Source organism: Celerinatantimonas yamalensis, assembly GCF_046054155.1.
In the GTDB taxonomy this organism is placed as follows: Bacteria; Pseudomonadota; Gammaproteobacteria; order Enterobacterales; family Celerinatantimonadaceae; genus Celerinatantimonas; species Celerinatantimonas yamalensis.
Genome location: NZ_JBEQCT010000009.1, coordinates 79,728 through 101,534 on the forward strand (window position 1 = coordinate 79,728; position 21,807 = coordinate 101,534).

Sequence of the window (21,807 nt, forward strand, 5' to 3'; positions counted from 1 at the left end):
TTATTTAGCCTCTTAATGAGTTACTTTGTCATATGAAAACGCTGAATAACCTTGGGTTTAGGGCAACTTTGCGCGAGTGCACTACGGTCTAACAGCCACCACGTTTGCCGATAACCGCGTCCTAAAATAACGCCCTTCGACATATTAAAACAAGCAACTGACGTACCTTGATTCGCTGGCAGCAATACATAACGCTGAGGCGCTTCACTCATCCACAACCAAGCATTACGTAGCTGCTCATCGCGTGAAGAGAGGTAACTAAATTGAGTCAGAGCAATAGGCGATGCCAGCAGAAACTGCTCTTTTAAATTCACCAGCGCTAACTGGCCATTTTGGCCTATGCGCTGCGCTGCGGCTTGCATGATAGGCCCCGCTGGGGTTCGAATAGGATTTAATAATGGATACCCTATCAAGCCAAAGCAGAACCATCCCCAAGCACTCACTGCGCCGAAGCGAATGGCTGCATTATATTTGCGCAAGCAAAATAATATCGCCAATGCCACAGACCCGCCAAAGAACAATAATGCGGCGAACCCAGTGATAAGCGGCTGAATGACATCCATACCACCGCCTTTTTTTGCCAACACCTGCAATAGCGGCTGAAAATGGCAAAATAATAATCCGCCCGTAACAACTAAGATCACAGCGACCAAAGCCAGTAAGCCTAAAATCAGCCATTGCAGCCAGCGGCGCAGTTCAAAACGAGCCATATAAGGGGCCACGGCAACAGCTAACATCGGTAACGCGGGTAAAATATACACTTCACGTTTGCCAGGACTTGCACTAAAAAAGGCCAATACACAGCCAATCCAGGTCAGCAACGTGATCACCCGTATATCAACCACTTTCTTCCAGAATGTTTTATTCAGCAATAGCCACGGCAATGGGAACCATAACAGAGGGAAACTAAATAAAAAGTAATACCACGGTTGTAGGTGTGTCCACGAGTCAGCATAACGTTTCATGGTTTGTCGAAACAAAATGTTATCTTTGTAAGCAATAAAATCGGGGTTGCCACTATGGTTAGCAATATAGACCATAGGGACCAACCAACAACACACAACCGCCAACATCGCAACTGGTCCGAACCATAGCCGCCAACTCACCGCACCAGCAAAATCATAACGTTTGCTAAAATGGTAAAACAACACAGGTAGCAGCACAAATATCGGTAAAAAACCGACACCCTTAGTAATAATACCCAGCCCCATCATTGCCCATGCCAACGTATACCAGCGCCAACTGGGGCGAATAAAAAAGTGCCGCATGAGTGCATACATCGCAATGGTAATCCAAGCACACACCATCGCATCGATCTGCGCAGACTTAGCTTGCAGGATAAATTGCGGAGCAATCAAAAGCCCTAGACAGGCAAAAGAAGCGGTTCGAACATTCCAAAATCGATATGAGAGATCAAAAACGCACCAAACGACAACGAGCGACACCAAAATATTAGGCAGCATAAACGCGATCTTCATATTTCCGATCAGCGCATAGAATAGTGCAATCGACCACATAAAGACGGGGGGTTTATCCGGATAGAGCTCCCCGCCGCGCAAAGGAAAGAACCAATGGCCACTTGCGACCATTTCGCGCGCAGCCTCAGCAAAACGAGGTTCATCAGCAGGCCATGGAGAACGAAGCCCAACACCAACCAATAACACAATGGCAAAAAAAATGAGAATCAACGTCAGAGCTTTACGATAATCATCGTTGAGCTCGACTTTGAAGCTGTTCAACCGCATAGCGTTAATCCTTAATCACAGTTTCAACATTACGCTGTAAATGACTACGGTATAAGAGTCCACCGACGATCAAACTAATAATACCGAGGCTAATGCTTATCGCTAATTGGTAGCGATTAGCTTTACCAAATCCAGAACCGGCCAAAGCAAAAATGATCGTTTGTGGCAGATAACCAATCAAACTACCCATTAAAAAAGGCAAATAGCGCAGAGCGACACAGCCCGATAACAAGTTAGTCACCACATTACTGCCAACGGGTAAAAGACGTAGCAGTAAAATTTTTAAAAATGGTTGGTGTGAAACAAAGCGATGAAATTTATTAAGCTTATTACCAAAGCGCCGATGTAGCACCAACTGCAAGCCAAATCGAGCCACACCATACGCACAGCTGGCTCCCATCAAACTGCAAAACAAACTGGTGATAACACCAACAGTCGCGCCAAAAACATAACCAAGCATAGCGGCTAACAACTGCCGTGGCCCACCGATTCCCGTAAAAATCATGCCAAAGATCAACACGGATATCAACGCACCAGCACCACCTTGATGAATGTAACTCGCCACCCAACGATGATCAGCGACATGTTGCCACATCGGATTGTCAATTTCGTTCAACACCACAACGAGGATCAACAACAACAAGGTGATTTTGATCCCTTGCTTAACAACATGATTCATCTAGATTCAACCGCACGGATCTGCGGGTGTTTAGCACGCCTAATCAGCCACATCACCCCAATGGTATCGGAAATGCCCACCCACGCACGGTTCCATGCATTGTATTTCGACACGCCAGCCTGACGGTCACGATGGTTCACTTCATGCACGACAATTTGACCTTGCAGACGACAGATCAACGCCGGTAAAAAACGGTGCATATGATCAAAATAAGGTAGCATCATAAAGGTGGCTTTAGGGAATACCTTCAAACCACACCCAGAATCAGGCACACCATCATGTAATAGCCGCTGACGAACTCGATTCGCCAAACGCGATTGGAATCGTTTCCAAGCAGTATCTTTACGATTTTTACGATAGCCCGCGATACAAAAATGGGGATTATCGATTAACTCAACTTGTGCCAACATTGCTGGAATATCTGCTGGATCATTTTGTCCATCAGCATCTAAGGTCGCAATCCATTGGCCTTGGCTATGACGAACAGCACTATGTAATGCGGTACTTTGGCCACAGCTATGGGCGTGGCAAACGACCTGTAAACTTAACCCCAGTGATTCAGCCGTTGACAGTGCTTCTGCGACTGTACCATCACGACTACCATCATCCGTCAGAACAACTTCAAATGTATAACGTTCATTTAAAGCCGCATGGATCTCTTCAATTAAATGGCCAATATTACCCTGTTCATCTTTAGCTGGAATGGCCACTGATACTTGTACTGTCATGTATAACTCTTTTGGAAGATTATCCTTTGCACTAAGTTCCACCGTATTTCGTTATTGGTGAACCTCTCTGGTGACCCAATTTTAGATGGATCAATTAGGGCTGGATTGTAACACATCAATGCAAACTTAGGAGACGCAAGCCGCGTGAAATATCACGATTATTACCTGACTTTACAAGGTATAAATAACAAAAGGTAAAAGGGATATTCACGAACTAAGACGCTTTTTTTTAAAATTGCGTTAGCCAAATTAAGTTAATACCACGACATCTACTGACCCAAAGCGAGTTAGTAGATGTCGTGTAAAGTTTAAAATATAACAAGTAAGTTAGCACTAACTCCCTTATTCCAATGAATAAGGGAAAAGTTCATTATACGGCTTGATCACAAACAGCCATGGTGCTTTCAGAGAGCTGTTTTTGCAACACTGGGTTCGCATACATACCCAGCAGTTGTTGACGTTCACTTTCGACTAAGCCAGTCAAGCGACCTTGAATATGCTTGAGCGCTTCAGCGTTAAGGGCTTCACATGGTTTGCCTTGAAGCAGATCGGCCGCCGCATAGTTGGTGTCATGTAAACGATAGAGTTGGTGAATAGCTTGATCAATAATCAATGCCATCTCGCCGGCATCCTCACTAAACTGTGACAACGGCTGGCCAAATGCAACATGCACTTGCCCTTTATGCCCCATAATCCCAGTGACAATACTATGCGTATCTTCCCCAGGCGCCTTTTGGTAATCACCAGTTTGCGCTTTAACCGCCAATTCGTGGGCTTTCATGGCGTCACAAGGGTCATATTGATAAGAGATAGCCACAGGCACAATATGTAAATGTTGCATAGCACTTGCAAACGACTTAGTTTGTTGACGTAGTCCCAATTGCAACATTTTTAAAACCGCTGAGTCAGTTTGATCAATTCCATCTTTAGAGCGGCCTTCACGATGGGCGATCCAGATCGAGCAGTCATCTTTAATGGAGCTTGCAATGTACTCACTGAGCAACGTTAAGGATGCCAGCTTTTCACGGCGGTTACTTACCGAACGCTTGACTATAAAGGTCTTATTTAAGCGCATCAGATCTTCAATATATTGTTCGGAGAGTAAATTATCACCTGCGGCAATACGCGCGGTTGGAAAACCTTCCAGGTGCAAGGCATAGTTCACAAACGTCGGATCCATTACAATATCGCGATGGTTTGAAATAAACAAATAGGCTTGATTCGGATCAAGCTGCCCTAACCCTTCATACGTGAACGAATCCGTTGATGTTTGAATTGAGCGCTCAATATAAGAAGCCAAACGCATTTGTACATCATGAACCCCTTTGACTTTTTGCACGTAGCCATTGAGATAACGCCGAATCACATAATGTGTGAACACCGACAAAAACCGGTTCAAGCGAGGAAACTTAAACTGGGCTAATGCACTGATTAAACGTTGATCATTGGCGAGACGTTTGAGTACATCTGGCACTTCATGATCGTGATATGGACGAATATCTTGATAGATATCGTCACTAGAAACTGCTTTGGTCATAATGGTTTGAATAATCCGACTCATTCGTGACAAAGGTGGCCATTATGGGCCACCTCGTCTCTTTTATAATGCAGTAATTGTAGCTTGTTGTTGGCGCAGCTTATCAACAGTCAATTCCAACTCTGCTTGTTTAGCACGCTCTTTATCAATTACTGCGGCTGGGGCTTTATCAACAAAACTTGCATTGCTAAGTTTGCCTTTCACACGTCCCAAATCTTGGCTCGCTTTATCTAATTGCTTTTCTATTCGAGCAAGCTCAGCCTCTTTATCAATCAGTCCGGCCATTGGAATTAAAATCTCCATCTCACCAAGTAGCGCTGTAGCACTTGCTGGCGCTTGCTCATCGTTTTCTAACACACGCACTTGTTCAAGCTTAGCAAGGGATGCTAAAAATGCCGCGTTATCATCTAATCGACGCTGGTCTGTGGCATTCACTTGACGTAACAGCACGGATAATGGCTTATTCGGGCTAATATCCATTTCGCCGCGAATATTACGAATGGCCAAAATGAACTGTTTGAGCCATTCAAGATCGGCCATCGCTGTTGCATCCACTTTTTGTTCATCAAACTCAGGGAATGCCTGCAGCATAATCGAGTCACCAGACTGCCCTGCTAATGGTGCCACCCGTTGCCAAATCGTTTCTGTGATATAAGGCATAATCGGATGCATTAAACGTAGCAAGCTTTCCAACACATTGACTAACGTGAAACGTGTCCCACATTGGCTGGCTGGATTCCCTTTGAACAAGATGGGTTTGGTCAACTCTAAGTACCAATCGCAAAACTGGTTCCATGTAAACTCGTAGACCGTTTGGGCGGCTAAATCGAAGCGATAATTATCGAGCGCTTCACGGAAGGCTTTGACGGTGAGCTGATATTGTCCTTGGATCCAGCGATCCGCGAGTGAGAAGACCATTTCACTACCTTGCTGGCCACAATCTTGCTCTTCAGCCTGAATCAGGACATAGCGACTGGCATTCCACAACTTATTGCAGAAATTACGATACCCTTCTAAACGCTGCATATCCCAGCTAATATCACGTCCGGTCGAGGCAATGGCAGACAAAGTAAAACGCATTGCATCCGTACCGTGGGCTTCAATCCCATTCGTAAACGTTTTGCGCGTTGCTTTTTCAATTTGTTTCGCCAGTTGCGGTTGCATCATGTTACCCGTACGTTTAGCAACCAGTGATTCCAGATCGATACCATCAACCATATCCAATGGGTCAAGAACGTTCCCTTTGGATTTGGACATTTTGGCGCCGTTTTCATCGCGGATCAATCCAGTCACATAAACGGTTTTAAACGGCACTTGCGGTTTACCATTTTCATCTTTCATAAAGTGCATGGTCAGCATAATCATCCGTGCGACCCAGAAAAAGATGATATCAAAGCCTGTCACTAGCACATCAGTTGGATGGAACGTTGCCAGATCAGGTGTTTGTTCTGGCCAACCCAAAGTCCCAAAGGTCCAAAGCCCTGAGGAGAACCACGTATCTAACACATCATCATCTTGGCGCAGCGATACGTCTTGGGCTAAATGATGTTTGCTACGCACTTCGTCTTCACTGCGACCCACATACACGTTGCCCGCGTCATCATACCAAGCAGGAATGCGGTGTCCCCACCAAAGTTGGCGAGAAATACACCAATCTTGAATATCCCGCATCCACGAAAAATACATATTTTCATATTGCTGCGGTACAAATTTAATTTCGCCGTCTTCAACAGCTCGAATCGCTTCTTCAGCAAGTGGTTGAGTGCGCACATACCATTGATCAGTCAGCATCGGTTCAATAATAACCCCACCGCGATCCCCATAGGGGACGGTATTGGGGTGATCTTCAATTTTAACCAATAAACCCGCTTGCTCAAAGGCACTAACAATGGCATCACGAGCGGCAAAACGCTCTAAACCTCGATAAACTTCGGGGATCACATTATCATAGGCATCACACGGTTCACCGTTGCTATTAAATACCTCCGCTTGCTGGCGAATATCAGCATTGAGGGTCAACACATTAATCATCGGCAACTGATGCCGTTTACCCACTTCATAGTCATTAAAGTCATGGGCTGGGGTGATTTTGACGCACCCCGTGCCTTTTTCCATATCGGCGTGTTCATCACCAATAATTGGGATACGCCGGTTGACCAGCGGCAATAAGACCTCTTTACCAATCAAATTGTTATAACGCGGATCGTCTGGATTTACAGCGACCCCGGTATCCCCAAGCATGGTTTCAGGACGTGTGGTGGCGACGACTAAATAGCTCAGCCCATCAGACGTTGTTGCACCATCGGCTAACGGATAACGCAGGTGCCACATTTTGCCCTGTTGTTCTTTGTTTTCCACTTCTAGATCTGAAATCGCCGTATGCAGTTTCGGATCCCAGTTAACGAGCCGTTTGCCACGATAAATCAGTCCTTCGTCAAACAGGCGCACAAAAACTTCTTGAACAGCATTTGAAAAACCTGCATCCATGGTAAAACGTTCACGTTCCCAGTCGAGCGAGTCGCCAAGACGACGCATCTGTTGGGTGATCGCACCACCAGACTGTTGCTTCCATTCCCAAATTTTATCGGTAAACGCATCTCGGCCATAATCATGCTTAGTTTTGCCTTCTTCAGCGGCAATTTTGCGCTCAACAACCATTTGCGTGGCAATTCCCGCATGGTCTGTCCCAACTTGCCACAAAGTGTTTTTACCCTGCATCCGCTGATAACGAATCAATGTGTCCATAATGGTTTGCTGAAACGCATGGCCCATATGCAAACTACCAGTGACATTCGGTGGCGGGATCATAATCGTATATGAGTCTTTGCTGGTGTCGCCATGCGGCTTGAAATATCCTTGCGATTCCCAGTGTTGGTAAAGCGCTTGTTCGATAGATTGCGGGTTATACGTTTTTTCCATTGGATACGAACTCTAACTGTTATACGTTTTGGTTTAGGCCACAACGCGACTTAAATTTGAAAAGGCTCGGTCTGAGGCATTACACCCAACCGCCGGTATACTTTATAGCGCTCACGCGCTTGTTCTTTCCCCGCATCATCAGCGGGAACAAAATCGATCACCTGCTGGTACTGTTGATGGTTCGCCGCGACATTTGCTTGCAAATGAATCAACGTTTGACGGCGACCTTGCCCTAGTTCCCAGCCCAGTTCAACAGGCGCTCCACCACGCGGGCCTTCCCCCACCAGATTATGTGCGACAAAAGCTTGCGGTTCAAATTGCCAAAGCCGCTCATCTAATGCTTCAGCTTGAGCCTGATCGCCAGCCAGCACAAAAACCCGTTCACCTTGATCATAGTGCCGGGCAATAATTTGACAAACAACATCCAGCAGTGCATCGCTTCCTGATGTTGCAGATTTGGGCATAATATAAAATTTTATGGCATTCATATAGTAAAAAAGGAGCCAGAAGGCTCCCTATTCTACACGTTGAGCACTCAATCTTCGAGCGCAACACCGGCTTTATTCATCAAGAACTGGGTCAGCAGAGGCACAGGGCGGCCTGTAGCTCCTTTACTCTTACCTGATTGCCAAGCTGTACCGGCGATATCTAGGTGTGCCCATGTATATTTTTTGGCAAAATGGGACAAGAAACACCCGGCCGTAATCGCGCCGCCTGGGCGACCACCAATATTGGTAAAATCAGCAAAGTTACTTTGCAGTTGCTCATCAAACTCATCGCCCAATGGCAAACGCCATGTTTTATCGCCACTTTGTTCAGCGGCCGCAATCAGATCATGCGCAAGTGGATTATGAGGGCTCATCATCCCCGAAGTATGGTGACCCAGTGCAATCACACATGCACCTGTTAAGGTTGCAATATCGATCACCAATTCTGGATCAAAGCGTTCCACATAGGTTAGGGCATCACATAGGACCAATCGCCCTTCGGCATCGGTATTAAGCACTTCAACGGTCTGCCCTGACATAGTCGTTAAAATATCACCTGGTCGGTATGCTTTGCTCGATGGCATATTTTCACACCCAGCCAACACGCCAATCACGCGGATAGGCAATTGCAACTCAACCAGCGCTTGCATGGTCCCATAGACACTAGCGGCCCCGCCCATGTCATACTTCATTTCATCCATACCTGCGCCAGGTTTAAGTGAGATCCCACCGGAGTCAAACGTCAAACCTTTACCCACCAAAACAATGGGTTTACTCTTTTCTTGGCCTTTTGGACAATAGTCGACAATACTCATAATCGATTCATTGGCGCTACCTCGACCAACGGCTAGATAGGAATTCATCCCCAGTTCAGCCATCTTGGCTTCATCGACTTTAGTAAAGGTGATCTCAGAATGTGCCGCCAACTGCTCTGCTTGCTGCGCTAAATACGCAGGGTTACAAATATTAGGTGGCATATTAGCCACATTTTTAGCATGACTGACACCTTTTGAGATCGCCATCCCATGAGAAATGGCTTTTTCACCAACGGCTAATTCTCGACGCGTTGAAACATTAAACACTAATCGTCTCAGCGGACGACGCACTTCATTAGGCTTACTTTTAAGCTGGTCAAAGGTGTACAGTGAGTTGAGTGTTGTTTCTACCGCTTGGCGAACTTTCCAGTAGGTGCTACGTGCTTTCACATGCAACTCAGGTAGAAAACAAACCGCTTCCATTGAACCGGTATCATTGAGAGTTGCGATAGTTTTTTCAATAATTTGGCGATACTGACGTTCGTCAAGATCGCGCTCTTTGCCACAGCCGACTAATAGGACGCGTTCACTCAATACATTAGGAACATGATGCAATAACAGAACCTGACCGGCTTTGCCTTCAAGATCACCTCGGCGCAACAGTGCACTGATATATCCATCGCTAATTTTATCAAGCTGTTCGGCAACCGGTGACAGACGTCGAGGTTCGTAAACTCCGGCAACGATACAAGCGCTGCGCTGTTTCTCTGGGCTACCGCTTTTTACACTGAACTCCATGAAGACTCCTACTATCAGATAAACTGCGTTAATATAGTGAACTTGTTAGAATATTCTTTTATCGGTAGATGTACACTTACCTACCAGCAAATACAAGTAAAGTTCGCAAAACAAAAAGTTTATCGCAATTGTTACGCGTTTCCAGTAAAAAACAACGATTAAAGTGGGTCGCCGGTGTTAATTTTTCGCTATTTGTTCAAACAGACCATCAAAACCCAGTTTGCGGTCATGATGGTGTTGATGCTGATTTTTATCAGCCAAAAGTTCGTGCGTATTCTGAGTGATGCAGCCGATGGCCATATTCCTGGCGCATTTGTCGCCAAAATCTTAACGCTCAATCTTCCTGATTTGGCTATTTTGATTCTACCTATTAGCTTTTTTATCGGGGTTTTATTTGCCCATGGTAGACTCTACGCCGACAGTGAGATGAGCGTTCTATTTGCGTGTGGCTACAGCCCCAATAAGGTCTTAGGAATCACGGCTGCTGTGGGGGGAATCACCTTGTTATTGTCAGCAGGTAACTCCCTGTTTCTAACGCCCTATGTTAACAGCATTGAACAGCAAGTTATGGCCAACATTAAGGCCGATAGCGGTCTTTCAAGTATCACTCCCGGACGTTTTGTTGAGCTGAGTAACCAAGCGGTGGCATTTGTGGAAAATATCACTCAAGATGGTAAACATTTAGAAAAGGTATTTGTTGCCCATAACCCCCCACCGAATAAAGGGCGGCCATCGGTTGTGATGGCCACGCAAGGTAATTTAGAAGACAAAGCGAATGGTTCACAGTGGTTAGAGCTTGATAAAGGCACCCGCTATGAAGGCAGCTTAAACAATTTGGATTTTCGCGTTATGCGCTTTGGCCATTACAATGTACAACTCAAAGATCGCAATGACTATCAAGAGCGAGAAAAAATACGTTCAATGCCAACAGCCAAGCTCTTCGGTAGCGATAACTTGGCTAAAATAGCTGAACTACAATGGCGTATTGCCATGCCAATATCGGTCATTATATTGGTCTTACTCGTTGTGCCATTAGGGACCATTAACCCTCGACAAGGCCGCTATGCCAAACTGTTCCCGGCGATTATGCTTTATTTGGGGTACTACCTACTCATGAGTGCTGCACGATCTTCGATTGAAGATGGTCATTTACCTTGGTATATCGGCATTTGGGTTGTACACATTCTCATGTTGGTCATCGCCAGCATATTTTTATTTTTGCAAAGCGAGAAGTTTTTAACTGTGAAAGCAAGATTAAAAGGGGACCGTCGTGTTTCGGATTATTGATCTCTATATCGGCCGAACCATTTTAAAAACAACGACCCTTGTGTTAGTCACATTGCAAGGCCTAAGCGCTATTATCAAATTTGTTGACCAACTTGGTGATGTTGGTAAAGGGAATTACGACATGCTAGATGCACTTTGGTATGTCATTTTATCGATTCCCAAAGAACTCGAGCTCTTCTTTCCAATGGCAGCACTGCTTGGCGCATTAATTGGGTTAGGTAATTTGGCAACAAGCAGCGAGTTGGTGATCATGCAATCAATTGGTCTATCAAAAAGCAACATTGCCAGTGCTGTGATGAAAACCGCCATACCCATGATGATTATCATGATGTTACTCGGTGAATTTGTCGCCCCAAAAGCTGAATTGATGGCTAAAACCATGCGCTCAGCCAAAAAGTCGGGCAGTGCCTTGATTGCCGTACAAAATAGCGTTTGGGCGAAAGACAAAAACAGCTTTGTGAATATCGGTCAGGTGCGTAACGGTAAAGAACTACGCCAAGTCATCGTCTACTACTTTGATCAAAACCAAAGCCTCTACCAGGTGTTGAAGGCACCGGAAGCATCGTATCAACAAGACAGTTGGTTGATGCGCGACGCGTCCATGACATTATTTAGCGATAACCAAATTCAGCGTAAACAGCTCGGGGACTATCGTTGGTACTCGTCACTGACGCCACAAAAACTGAGTGTCGTGGTGATCCAACCGCTGAACTTACCCATTTCGGGGCTCTACTCCTATATTCACTATCTGAAGCAGAATAATCAGGACGCCGCACCTTACGAGTTGGCAATGTGGCGACAGCTCATGATGCCATTAACCGTAATTATTATGATGTTACTGGCACTGTCTTACGTGTTCGGTCCACTACGAAGTGTGAGTATGGGCGCTCGTTTAATTTTGGGGATCATCTCCGGATTTAGTTTCTATGTATTAAATCAGGTGCTGGCCTCTTTGAGCTTAGTTTACAAAATGCCGCCAATAATAGGCGCTGTCGTTCCAAGTTTAATGTTCTTAGTTTTAGCGCTGTATATGATCAACCGGCGCAGCAACTAAACAAGGAGCCTCTTTTCATTCGACAAAATAAGGAGGCTCATTCACTCGCCGCAGCACAAATCTGCCACAATGGTAATGTAGCTGTGTAGTAATTAGGCAAACACACTTAATTTTGTCACAAATTGTTATTTTTAACTTGCTAATCAGTCATTCGTCCTTATAATTGCGTCTCGCTGAGTCAGACAAATCAGCTAACAGTAATGCCAGTGTGGTGAAATTGGTAGACACGACGGATTCAAAATCCGTTGCCTTTGCGGGCGTGGCGGTTCAAGTCCGCCCACTGGTACCAAATTTAGAAAAGCCGACCTTAGGTCGGCTTTTTGCGTTGCTGATTGACTCAATCTCTCCTAGCTAGCAACGTTTACATCTAGCTATCACTCTCAACGGCTGACTCACACTTTCGCTATCTCATTAACACATCACTCAGCGCGATTATAGCGTAAAGAATCAATATCCAACTCCATTTGAGGCGTTTTTTGTGGTACAATAGCTAACCAGTTTGGCAGATAGGCTGATTGAGCCGCGTTAGTATTGCTCAATTAATTGCCCTCATCACATGTTTTAAGGGATAGATATTTCCCTCGTATTCATCGCTGAACGAACCAAGGGGATAATTGCACCAATAAGCGTTTATCCATGTGTATCATTGATTTAAGGAATTCATGCTTACTATTATTTTTCAACCATTAAAAACGATTGTTCCATTCACCATGCCATTCATCTTATTAAGCCTGCTACTTGTTGCCATGCGCGTTGCGCTTCTCCCATAATTTATTTTTGCAACGATAATCATTGCAGCAAAAAACGCTCAGCTCATAAGACTGCAATGACATTGCTCTCTAGTTAAGCTAAGTGCACAGCACCACTATAATCAAGACGATACTCACATCATGAGCGGACTTTAAGCGCAATAAAATCCAACGAGTATCACTTTAATGAGCTCAACCACATGGACTGCACAGGTTAAATTATGCAGCGGTGGTTGAATGCTTGATTACACCCTAAAGTTTTTAATCAAGTTTTGTAGCTCATTAGAGCTACTGGCAATTAGACTACTCGAGCGAGCTATTTCATTCATCGCTTGTTCGCTTTGCGTAATAGAACTGCTCAATGACTCAACACTGGCGCTAATATCAGTGACGACATGAGATTGTTCCTCTGAAGCACTGGCAATAGTCTCGTTCATCTGCGCCACTTCTTCGAGTGAAGTGGCCGCTGCACGCAGTTTTTTTGCTGTTAGGTTCGATTCTTCACACACTTTTTCCGCTTGCTCAACACAGACATGCATCTGTTGTTGTGTGCTCGATGAACTATTTTTTAACGATTGAATAATCTCTGAGATTTGTTCTGTCTCACGCTGGGTATTTAGGGCCAGCGAGCGCACTTCATCCGCGACGACGGCGAACCCTCGGCCATTTTCGCCAGCACGTGCAGCCTCAATGGCCGCATTCAAGGCAAGTAAATTGGTTTGATCCGCGATGGACTGAATGCTTTCTAGCACTGAAGCAATTTTTGCCACGTGATTGGTTAGTTCATCGACGGTTTTCGCACTATTTTTAAAGTCATCAGCAACGTCATGCAGCGAGTTCGAAGCTTCAACAACCTCTGCTGTACTTTCTTCGATCTGCTCTTTGGATTGATTTGAGGCAGCCGCTGCATGTTGAATGTTTTCGCTTACCTCGCGAAAACTCTCGGTCATCTGAACCACTGATGTAGCAACCATCGAGGTATGGGACGCTTGATCATGCAACGCTTGATTGGTTTGCTCACTGGCACTGGCAAGCTCTTGGGCAATCAGATGCTGTTGATGGGTTTGCTGGGTGATCTCCGCGACCATATCGCGCAAACTTGTTTTCATCATTGAAAGTGTGCCCATCACACTTTGCGCATTAGCGTCAGGAACGGCAATGGTTAAGTCCCCGTCGGCAACTGCTTGCGCAATACGCTGCATCAGAGCAGGTTCTGCCCCCAGCGGTTTAAGAATTCGGTGAGTAAAGACAACGGCACAAATAATTACCACGATCATACTGATCACAATAATAACAGCCCCGATATACCATAAATGATAAGAAGCGGCCAAAGCTTCTTTTTTGTTCATTTTTACCAACAACGCCCAATTTAGCCCTTTATATTTATACGGCGCATAAGCCGCTAATACATCATGCCCAGTATAATCAGGTAAAATGGCTTCCCCGGTTTCTCCTGCCAATGCACGGTCAATTGACGCTGTTTTGAGCATTGATTTTTCAGGATGCAAGAAAGATAGCTGCACAGAGTAACGCTCAGGATGCAAATACGAGTCATTACGAACTAACCGATCGGGCCCCACGAGCAAGGTTTCCCCTGTCTGGCCCATCCCTTTACGTTGGTTGATCAAGTTATTGAGTGACGCGATGGGAAATTGCGCAGCAATCACGCCAACGCGCAGGCCCTGATCATCAAAAATGGGGGCGGCGATAAAGCCCGCCGGCACATCATACGAAGGGATATAGTTTTTGAGGTCGACCATAATCACATTTTTGGTACTGAGTTGATTCGCAGCGCGAAACGCATCAGCTAACCCCGACTGTTTAAACGGCCCATTCGTCAGTGAGGTAGCATAATCAATCTCTTTAAACACGCTATAGAGGACTTCACCCTGTGAGTTAATCAAAAATACATCATAGAAACCATATTTAGCTTGAATCGCCTGTAAATAGTTTTGAACCTGCTGGTGATACTGATCATATTCATCATTTACTCCCGAGAATTGCAGCTTATCTTTTTGTCCCACAGGATGTGGATTTGCCACTAAATAACGATATTGGAACCAAATATCTTTATTGTTTAGCTGGCTAATTAATTCGCGGGCATAGTTACTATTTATATCAGGCCGATTGATTTTTAAACGAGGAATAAACTCTTTTTGATAAAAATCGAGCAGCAGCAATTTGTCTTGTTCAATAGTCGCTTGGGATGGGGATGCCGTTTGATAGGCATGATCAAACCCTTTCAATGTGCGGCGCAGTTCAGGGTCAACAGATAAGAGCTCAACTTCGTTGGTAAGACGATCTAGATAACCGGTCAGCGCGGCGGATTTAATCTCGCGCACAGCACCTAATTTAGCAAACGATTGGGACTGCATCTCTGTTGTTGCCACCCAAATCATACATCCGGCCACAACCAACATGGGAATTAAACCCACGCTTGCAAGTAGCAGTAGCATCTGACGCTTAAAGCTCATCGATGACCTCATCTATATATTTATATTTGTTCCTTAAAAAAATAATAGATGAACATTTCAGTCTTGCTGATTAATTTAATAACATTAATATCTAAACCATCATTAGCAGCGGCTAAATAAGCCCCGCAAGCACGGGACGACAGGCATGACTTGCTTCGATGAAGCAAATGACTCAGCGCCCGAACACAAGGGTACGCCCACTGCAGCTTAGGATGGATCGGGTGGGATGGTTGAGAAGATGAAAATTGATCTATATCAAATAATTGATTTTACTAAATTTTATCATTAAAAATGACTTGTCATTCATTCCTTATAACTGCCATTCATTCCAGCCACCAGACCACTCATTTTATCTTTGCCGCCAGCTATTGAAGCCATCTTCAATTCGCGCTTTATTAACCTCAGACAACGAATTTGAAATGGTATCTCAAGGAGACAATGATGGCTCATATCAGACAAAATCAGCGGGTCATGACGCTTATTGGCACAATCATGGCGCAATTCGCTTTAGGCTCTGTGTACACATGGAGTTTATTTAATTCAGGCTTAGCCGAAAAATTACATGAACCCGTTAACCAAGTCGCCTTTGCGTTTGGCTTACTCAGTTTAGCGTTAGCCGTTGCTTCATCCATCTCAGGCAAACTACAAGAGCGCTTTGGCGTACGTAACGTGACAATTGCCGCAGCATTGCTGATGGGCGCAGGATTAATGCTAACCTCGATGAGCTCTAATCTTTGGTCACTGTATCTATGCGCGGGGATTATCCTTGGCTTTGCTGATGGGACAGGCTATTTAATGACGCTCTCTAACTGTGTGAAATGGTTCCCTGAGTGTAAAGGGCTCATCTCAGCACTATCTATTGGCGCTTATGGTTTGGGGAGTTTGGGCTTTAAGTTTATTAATATGTACCTGCTTAACCACTTCCCTCTGGCACAGACCTTTCAAATTTGGGGCGTTATCTGCCTACTGATTATCTTAGTGGGTGGTTTGATGATGGTTGATGCCCCGACTAGTGAACAGGCTTCAGCTAACAATAATACTACCGCAACCAGCTCAGATAATTTCACCTTGGCGCAGTCAATGGCTCGCCCGCAGTTTTGGATGTTGGCAGTCATCTTTTTAACCGTCTGTATGAGCGGCTTGTACGTCATTGGGGTTGCGAAAGATATTGGCACTAATTTAATCCATCTGTCTTTAGCAACGGCGACACAATCTGTTGCAGTAATCGCCTTAGCGAACTTACTAGGTCGCTTAATCCTTGGGGTTTTATCCGATAAAATGGCGCGGATTCGGGTTGTTTCTATCGCATTAGTATTAAGTTTAATCGGTATTTCCCTGCTGCTCTTTGGCGCGACTAGCGATGTAAGTTTCTACATTGCGATTGGCTGTATTGCCTTTAGTTTTGGCGGCACGATTACCGTATTCCCATCACTGGTGAGCGATCTGTTCGGGATGAATAACTTAACAAAAAACTATGGGGCAATTTATCTGGGCTTTGGGCTAGGCAGTCTTGGCGCATCGATGGTATCAAGCTTATTAGGTGGATTTATTCCAACTTTTTATTTAATTCTATCGCTGTTAGTCCTCTCACTGGTATTGTCACTGTTAGTGCATAAACCGTCAGCTGTTGAGTCGTTCAGCTACCATGACCAGACGCTGCAACACGCGCAGTAAATCACATCAAGTAATCGAAGTATAAAAACCGTTGCCTTATGACAGCGGTTTTACATGATTAAAGCACTCTCACAAACCTGCTTGTCAGGTTTACAATTAGCCCACTACCGAGTGATCTGCATCCGCTCACGGAACTGTTTTAAGTTAGAACGGCTCACGGGAATCAATGATTCACAGTGCTGCAAACGCAATTGATAGGTGTAATTGAACCCCGGGATAATTTCAGCTATCTGCTCTAAATTAACCGCATACGAGCGGTGGCAACGGAAGAAGTTTTGTTCAGGTAAACGGCGCAGTGCATCGCTGAGCATTTGGTTGAGAACATAACGACCGCGTTGAGTCACAACTTCAGTCACCTTTTCACGTGCTTCTAGATAGCAAACATCCGCCACTTTCACCACGTGAATACGTTCTTGCGCCGAGACGGTTAACGTCGCAGACGGGCTTAAGCTTGCTTCATGATGCTCGGTATTGTCAGTCATCAATTCAACTGGCGATGATTGATTTTGACTCTGTTCGAGCTTTTTGAGAAGCCCCTTAATTCGACTCTCACTAATCGGCTTAAGTAGATAATCAAAAGCCTCTAGTTCAAATGCATCGACTGCATACTCTTTATAAGCCGTGGTAAACACAATGTGGGGGCGACGGGCAAACTGATGAATATTTTTGGCTAGCAGCATCCCATCAATAGAGGGCACATTGATATCTAAAAAGGCAACATCCACTTCGTTAGACTGTAAAAATTTAAATGCTTCCAGCCCATCTTCAAAACAACCAACCATCGAAATTTGGCTATATTTTTCAATTAAAAATGTCAGCTCTTGCTGCGCTAACGGTTCATCTTCAACAATAATTGCGCGCATCATGTTCTTGATTACCCATTTAATGGTACAAAAAATTTCACTTCAGTTCCCTGCTCTAAGCGCGTGACTTGTAGCGGCTGGCCGTAAAGCATACGTACCCGCTGATCAACATTACTCAAGCCAATATGCTTACTCCCGATAGTACCATCACGCAGTTGCTCGATGACCTCAGGCTTAATTCCGACCCCAGTGTCTTGAACGGTGATTTCAGCTCGCGCAGGTGATTCTATGCGACGTACTCGAATTAATAGCTCCCCCGGCCCCTTTTTAGGTTGAATGCCATGGCCAATGGCATTTTCAGCCAAAGGCTGAATCATCAAACTGGGGATCTTAATCGCAAGTGGTTCGACTTCAAAGCGCACCGCTAACTTACGGCCAAAACGTACCTGTTCAATAGCAATATAATCTCGAACCTGCGCAAGCTCTTCTTCAATAGGGATCAGAGACTCGTTGTGCGTTAAGTTATAGCGTAAAAAATCGGCCAATCGGCCAATCAGCTCGCGCGCTTCATCGGGGCGCATGCGAATTAACGATGAGATAGCATTGAGCGTATTGAATAAAAAATGCGGATTGATTTTATTTTGCAGTGCTGAAAATTCAGCTTTGGTTGCCGCTTGCTTGAGTTTTTCAACTTTCGCCACTTCCATCTGGGTAGAGATCACATGCGACAACCCCACCGCCATTTCCCGTAGCGCATTGGTAATTCGATAACGCCGCTTATAGTAGATTTTGAGTGCACCCGTGCTGTGCCCAGACTCATGCAAAGGAATAATAAGCAACGAATGAAACCCATCAAAATCAGCTTCGTTATGAATTAGAATATCATCTTTAAGTAGCGCTTGGCGTGTATAATGGCTCATCCCATTATAGTTTTGCCAGTATGCTTGCTCATGCTCTCCAACAAACGCGAGGACATCTTGGCGATCGGTGATAGCCACCGCATCGGCATCAATATCACGGCGGATAATCGCGCACACTTGCCGCATTGAATCACGGCTACTTTCCCGAAAAAACGGCAAGGTTTTGTTGGCAATATCAAGGGCAAGTTTGGCTTGTGTGGCCGCAACGCGATCATTTTCATTATCTAAACTTTGCACTAGTTGGATCATCAACCCAATCGACACTTCACCGATAATCATCGGCAGTGCAATCGTTTTGACAATTAATAGACCTTGATGGCTGTTTTTCACAAAGAACAAAATCAGCAGCATCGTCAGTATTTCGCACAAAATGCCCGCTGCGATCCCCCAAATCCAGTAGTTTGCTTTACGACAGCGAATATGAATGAGCGCAGATAATCCCCCAGCTAAAATACTGGTAATTAGACACGGCAGCGACGTTGGCCCATGAATATCAATTAAATAGCGATGCAACCCAGCAATTATTCCCGCAGGGATCCCAACCACAGGGCCAAATAAAATCCCGCCTGACATAATCGCAATAATACGCACGTTCACCAGCGAACCATCCACGTGGATCCCCGTATAAGTGCTCAGCACCGCAAACAGAGTGAATAACAAAGCTATGCTTACGGACTCTTTAGGGTGATGATTTTGCTTACGGAAAAGGCTTTGAAAATGATTGGTTCGGGTGAGTAAAAAAAGCACCATTAAAATTAGAGCAGCACGCTCAAAAACGCCGACCAACATCATGACTTGTTGATAAAAGGACAATTTGACCTCAATGAATATTCCTTTTTTAATGGCAGATAGTTTAACGTAAAAGTCCTGTTAAGATCTTGATCTGAGCCGCCCCAATTTCGTCTAAGCTAAGGTACACAAATATCCAAGCTAAGTACTCCAGCCTAAACGGACACCACACGCCATGCATCGGATTAACGATCATTAATCGCTTTCATGCTGGTAGATGCTTCTTGTCAATCAGTCCTCAAACACCGCAGAACTTGACGGATGCTCTTTAGCCAACGATGATAACCTCACAAATAACATTTGCGGCAGTGCACCGCACTCAAAATTATCAAGGATGATCAGGAACAAGCGTATACACATTTTAACCCCTCATGAGGAGGAATAATGGCCCCGATAAAATTAGTATTGGTTCGTCATGGCGAAAGCCAATGGAATCAAGAAAACCGCTTTACAGGCTGGGCAGATGTACCTTTGTCGGCCAAGGGTATTGAAGAAGCTAAAACAGGTGGACAGTTACTTAAAGAGGCTGGGTTTAGTTTTGATGTGGCTTATACCTCACGATTAAAACGTGCGATTAAAACGCTTTGGTTAGCCCTTGAAGAATTGGATCTGATGTGGATCCCGGTCCATCGAAGTTGGCGTTTGAATGAACGTCATTACGGCGCACTGCAAGGACTAAATAAAGCTGAAACAGCCAAAAAATATGGTGATGAACAAGTGCTGATTTGGCGGCGCAGTTTCGACACATTACCCCCTCTTTTAGATGAAAGTAGTGATTACTATCCTGGCAATGATCCTCGTTATCAGGATCTTGACCCATCACAATGGCCCAAAGCTGAGAGCTTAAAAACCACCATTGAACGGGTCCTACCTTACTGGGAAGAGGTCATTGCCCCAGATCTTAGAGCCGGTAAAAAAGTATTGGTTGCCGCACATGGGAATAGTTTGCGAGCATTAGTGAAATACTTAGATGGGATCTCTGAAGAAGATATTGTTGGTCTGAACATTCCAACAGGCGTCCCTTTGGTTTATGAGTTTGATGAACACCTCAAACCATTACGCCATTATTACCTTGGCGACCAATCTGAGCTTGAACAAAAAATGGCAGCGGTTGCCAAACAAGGTAGCGCTAAAGCGTAACGCATTTCAGACAGATAAGCGTATCTCACTTATCTGTCTGTCACGCGATGAAATCTACAAATTCATTGATATAAAGTCTGTTATGTTACAGATGAGTTGGTTACACTTCCCACCTTGTTATTGCATCGTCTAACTTCCTTATTAATACGGAATCAACGTGTCGTGTCTTTAAGCCATAAAATTGGATCGATTGAAAACGTCATTTACCGCCATTATCGCGTCGCGCATGGTATTCGCATTGCCTTGTCTTTTGTTATCACCTTTTTGGCAATCCGTTTTAGCCATATCCCCGAAGGTAGCTGGCCATTAATCACGTTGGTTGTATTACTGGGTCCAATGTCGTTTTGGGGAAATGTCAAACAACGTTCATTGCATCGGATCTTAGGCACAGTGGTCGGCTCTGCATCAGGTTTACTTGCCCTATATATAGAAATTTACTCACTACCAGCCATGCTCGCTTGGTGCGCGCTAGTCATGTTTTTTGCCGGCTACATGGCACTGGGTAAACGTCCTTATATGGCGCTGCTAATTGGCATTACTTTAGCGGTTGTTGGCAGCGCTGCACCCGGCGATATGCATACAGCTCTGTGGCGTGCAGCCGATGTCATTTTAGGCTCCATCATGGCATTGCTACTGACCAGCATTTATCCACAGAGAGCCTTTATCCATTGGCGTTTACAGATGAGCGATGCACTGGGTTCGCTGGCGAAAATGTATGGCGCCTACACATCGATTAACTTAATTGAACGGCCAAATCTATCTAAACAACTTCATCAAGAACTCAGTCGTATCATCACAATGCGCACATTTATCAATGCAGCCAGTCGTGAAACCCATATCAGTAATGCGTATTTTGATGAGCTGCATACAGTCTGCCGCGATTTAATTGGCACACTTAAACTCTTGATTGAAAGCTACTGGGGCTCGCGTGATGGCCATTTTTGGATGCTAAATGCGCAAGTTTTGCGTAAAACCCGCAAAATGATCCAAGCGAATCTAGAACATCTTTCGATCTTACTGCTCGAAGGCAGTAGTCGAGCTGATGAGCATAATATTACCCTGATGAGTGAACTGAAAGATGAGTTAAATAAGTTCACGCCTGAAACCCAAAATTACCATTCTGATGCAATTTCATCGATTTATGGCTATATTTGGCTCAGTCGACAGATAGGCCAACAACTCATAGAATTAGAGCAATTAATTAATAAAATGATCCTAGTAGATGATCCGCATCTCATAGCTGCCGAGCAGTCATCGTAACGACATCG

At 44.8% G+C, this 21,807-nt stretch carries 15 protein-coding genes and 1 tRNA gene; 6 read left to right on the forward strand and 10 right to left on the reverse strand.

Going from position 1 to position 21,807, the window contains the following annotated elements; all coding sequences use genetic code 11:
• Positions 1 to 20: 20 nt before the first annotated feature.
• The 7 genes from ABUE30_RS16105 to pepA form a co-directional block, all read right to left on the reverse strand.
• Positions 21 to 1,745 carry an ArnT family glycosyltransferase gene (locus ABUE30_RS16105; RefSeq protein ID WP_408624860.1) on the reverse strand — a complete coding sequence of 575 codons (1,725 nt, stop codon included), beginning with the start codon at positions 1,743 to 1,745 and terminating at the stop codon, positions 21 to 23.
• A 4-nt stretch (positions 1,746 to 1,749) separates the two neighbouring features.
• Entirely contained in the window at positions 1,750 to 2,424 is a 675-nt protein-coding gene (locus ABUE30_RS16110; RefSeq protein ID WP_408624861.1) for a TVP38/TMEM64 family protein, read from the reverse strand.
• On the reverse strand, positions 2,421 to 3,152 hold the full coding sequence (locus ABUE30_RS16115; protein ID WP_408624862.1) for a glycosyltransferase family 2 protein: 732 nt from the start codon (positions 3,150 to 3,152) through the stop codon (positions 2,421 to 2,423). Before ABUE30_RS16115 ends, ABUE30_RS16110 begins: the two co-directional genes overlap by 4 nt.
• 370 nt (positions 3,153 to 3,522) lie before the next feature.
• Complete coding sequence (locus ABUE30_RS16120) at positions 3,523 to 4,713, reverse strand: 1-acyl-sn-glycerol-3-phosphate acyltransferase (protein ID WP_408624863.1); 1,191 nt, start codon at positions 4,711 to 4,713, stop codon at positions 3,523 to 3,525.
• Between the two features lie 39 nt (positions 4,714 to 4,752).
• Entirely contained in the window at positions 4,753 to 7,608 is a 2,856-nt protein-coding gene (locus ABUE30_RS16125) for a valine--tRNA ligase (protein WP_408624864.1), read from the reverse strand.
• Positions 7,609 to 7,658: 50 nt separating this feature from the next.
• Positions 7,659 to 8,096, reverse strand: a complete 438-nt coding sequence (locus tag ABUE30_RS16130) for a DNA polymerase III subunit chi (protein ID WP_408624865.1) — start codon at positions 8,094 to 8,096, stop codon at positions 7,659 to 7,661.
• A gap of 47 nt (positions 8,097 to 8,143) precedes the next feature.
• Positions 8,144 to 9,649 (reverse strand): leucyl aminopeptidase, encoded by a 1,506-nt coding sequence (gene pepA / locus ABUE30_RS16135; protein ID WP_408624866.1) that lies wholly within the window; start codon positions 9,647 to 9,649, stop codon positions 8,144 to 8,146.
• A 174-nt stretch (positions 9,650 to 9,823) separates the two neighbouring features.
• Between pepA and lptF the strand changes: the two genes are divergently transcribed.
• The 3 genes from lptF (at position 9,824) to ABUE30_RS16150 (ending at position 12,279) form a co-directional block, all read left to right on the forward strand.
• The gene (gene lptF, locus ABUE30_RS16140; RefSeq protein WP_408624867.1) at positions 9,824 to 10,936 is read left to right on the forward strand and encodes an LPS export ABC transporter permease LptF; all 1,113 of its coding nucleotides are present in this window, start codon (positions 9,824 to 9,826) and stop codon (positions 10,934 to 10,936) included.
• Entirely contained in the window at positions 10,920 to 11,990 is a 1,071-nt protein-coding gene (gene lptG / locus ABUE30_RS16145) for an LPS export ABC transporter permease LptG (protein WP_408624868.1), read from the forward strand. The genes lptF and lptG overlap by 17 nt, the downstream gene beginning before the upstream one ends.
• 202 nt (positions 11,991 to 12,192) lie before the next feature.
• Positions 12,193 to 12,279: transfer RNA gene (locus ABUE30_RS16150), tRNA-Leu, on the forward strand.
• A 705-nt stretch (positions 12,280 to 12,984) separates the two neighbouring features.
• Here the strand turns inward: ABUE30_RS16150 and ABUE30_RS16155 are convergent.
• Positions 12,985 to 15,213, reverse strand: coding sequence for a methyl-accepting chemotaxis protein (locus ABUE30_RS16155; RefSeq protein ID WP_408624869.1), 2,229 nt, complete (start codon positions 15,211 to 15,213; stop codon positions 12,985 to 12,987).
• Between the two features lie 438 nt (positions 15,214 to 15,651).
• On the opposite strand from ABUE30_RS16155, the gene ABUE30_RS16160 reads away from it, so the two are divergent.
• Complete coding sequence (locus tag ABUE30_RS16160; RefSeq protein ID WP_408624870.1) at positions 15,652 to 16,887, forward strand: L-lactate MFS transporter; 1,236 nt, start codon at positions 15,652 to 15,654, stop codon at positions 16,885 to 16,887.
• Positions 16,888 to 16,991: 104 nt separating this feature from the next.
• Here the strand turns inward: ABUE30_RS16160 and ABUE30_RS16165 are convergent, their stop codons facing one another.
• Positions 16,992 to 17,753, reverse strand: a complete 762-nt coding sequence (locus tag ABUE30_RS16165) for a LytR/AlgR family response regulator transcription factor (protein ID WP_408624871.1) — start codon at positions 17,751 to 17,753, stop codon at positions 16,992 to 16,994.
• Positions 17,754 to 17,761: 8 nt separating this feature from the next.
• On the reverse strand, positions 17,762 to 19,402 hold the full coding sequence (locus ABUE30_RS16170) for a LytS/YhcK type 5TM receptor domain-containing protein (RefSeq protein WP_408624949.1): 1,641 nt from the start codon (positions 19,400 to 19,402) through the stop codon (positions 17,762 to 17,764).
• Between the two features lie 381 nt (positions 19,403 to 19,783).
• Here ABUE30_RS16170 and gpmA point away from each other — a divergent pair, with 381 nt between their 5' ends.
• Both gpmA and ABUE30_RS16180 read left to right on the forward strand, forming a co-directional pair.
• Complete coding sequence (gpmA, locus tag ABUE30_RS16175) at positions 19,784 to 20,539, forward strand: 2,3-diphosphoglycerate-dependent phosphoglycerate mutase (protein ID WP_408624872.1); 756 nt, start codon at positions 19,784 to 19,786, stop codon at positions 20,537 to 20,539.
• Between the two features lie 162 nt (positions 20,540 to 20,701).
• Positions 20,702 to 21,799: an FUSC family protein gene (locus tag ABUE30_RS16180; protein WP_408624873.1), complete on the forward strand. Its 1,098-nt coding sequence runs from the start codon at positions 20,702 to 20,704 to the stop codon at positions 21,797 to 21,799.
• The last annotated feature ends 8 nt before the right edge of the window (positions 21,800 to 21,807 follow it).

What these genes read in the sequence shown, in the direction of transcription:
- ABUE30_RS16105 (WP_408624860.1), bottom strand. Translation starts at nt 1,745, where the DNA reads ATGCGGTTGAACAGCTTCAAAGTCGAGCTCAACGATGATTATCGTAAA.
- ABUE30_RS16130 (WP_408624865.1), bottom strand. Translation starts at nt 8,096, where the DNA reads ATGAATGCCATAAAATTTTATATTATGCCCAAATCTGCAACATCAGGA.
- ABUE30_RS16115 (WP_408624862.1), bottom strand. Translation starts at nt 3,152, where the DNA reads ATGACAGTACAAGTATCAGTGGCCATTCCAGCTAAAGATGAACAGGGT.
- ABUE30_RS16170 (WP_408624949.1), bottom strand. Translation starts at nt 19,402, where the DNA reads ATGATGTTGGTCGGCGTTTTTGAGCGTGCTGCTCTAATTTTAATGGTG.
- ABUE30_RS16120 (WP_408624863.1), bottom strand. Translation starts at nt 4,713, where the DNA reads ATGAGTCGGATTATTCAAACCATTATGACCAAAGCAGTTTCTAGTGAC.
- pepA (WP_408624866.1), bottom strand. Translation starts at nt 9,649, where the DNA reads ATGGAGTTCAGTGTAAAAAGCGGTAGCCCAGAGAAACAGCGCAGCGCT.
- ABUE30_RS16155 (WP_408624869.1), bottom strand. Translation starts at nt 15,213, where the DNA reads ATGAGCTTTAAGCGTCAGATGCTACTGCTACTTGCAAGCGTGGGTTTA.
- ABUE30_RS16165 (WP_408624871.1), bottom strand. Translation starts at nt 17,753, where the DNA reads ATGATGCGCGCAATTATTGTTGAAGATGAACCGTTAGCGCAGCAAGAG.
- gpmA (WP_408624872.1), top strand. Translation starts at nt 19,784, where the DNA reads ATGGCCCCGATAAAATTAGTATTGGTTCGTCATGGCGAAAGCCAATGG.
- ABUE30_RS16125 (WP_408624864.1), bottom strand. Translation starts at nt 7,608, where the DNA reads ATGGAAAAAACGTATAACCCGCAATCTATCGAACAAGCGCTTTACCAA.
- ABUE30_RS16110 (WP_408624861.1), bottom strand. Translation starts at nt 2,424, where the DNA reads ATGAATCATGTTGTTAAGCAAGGGATCAAAATCACCTTGTTGTTGTTG.
- ABUE30_RS16160 (WP_408624870.1), top strand. Translation starts at nt 15,652, where the DNA reads ATGATGGCTCATATCAGACAAAATCAGCGGGTCATGACGCTTATTGGC.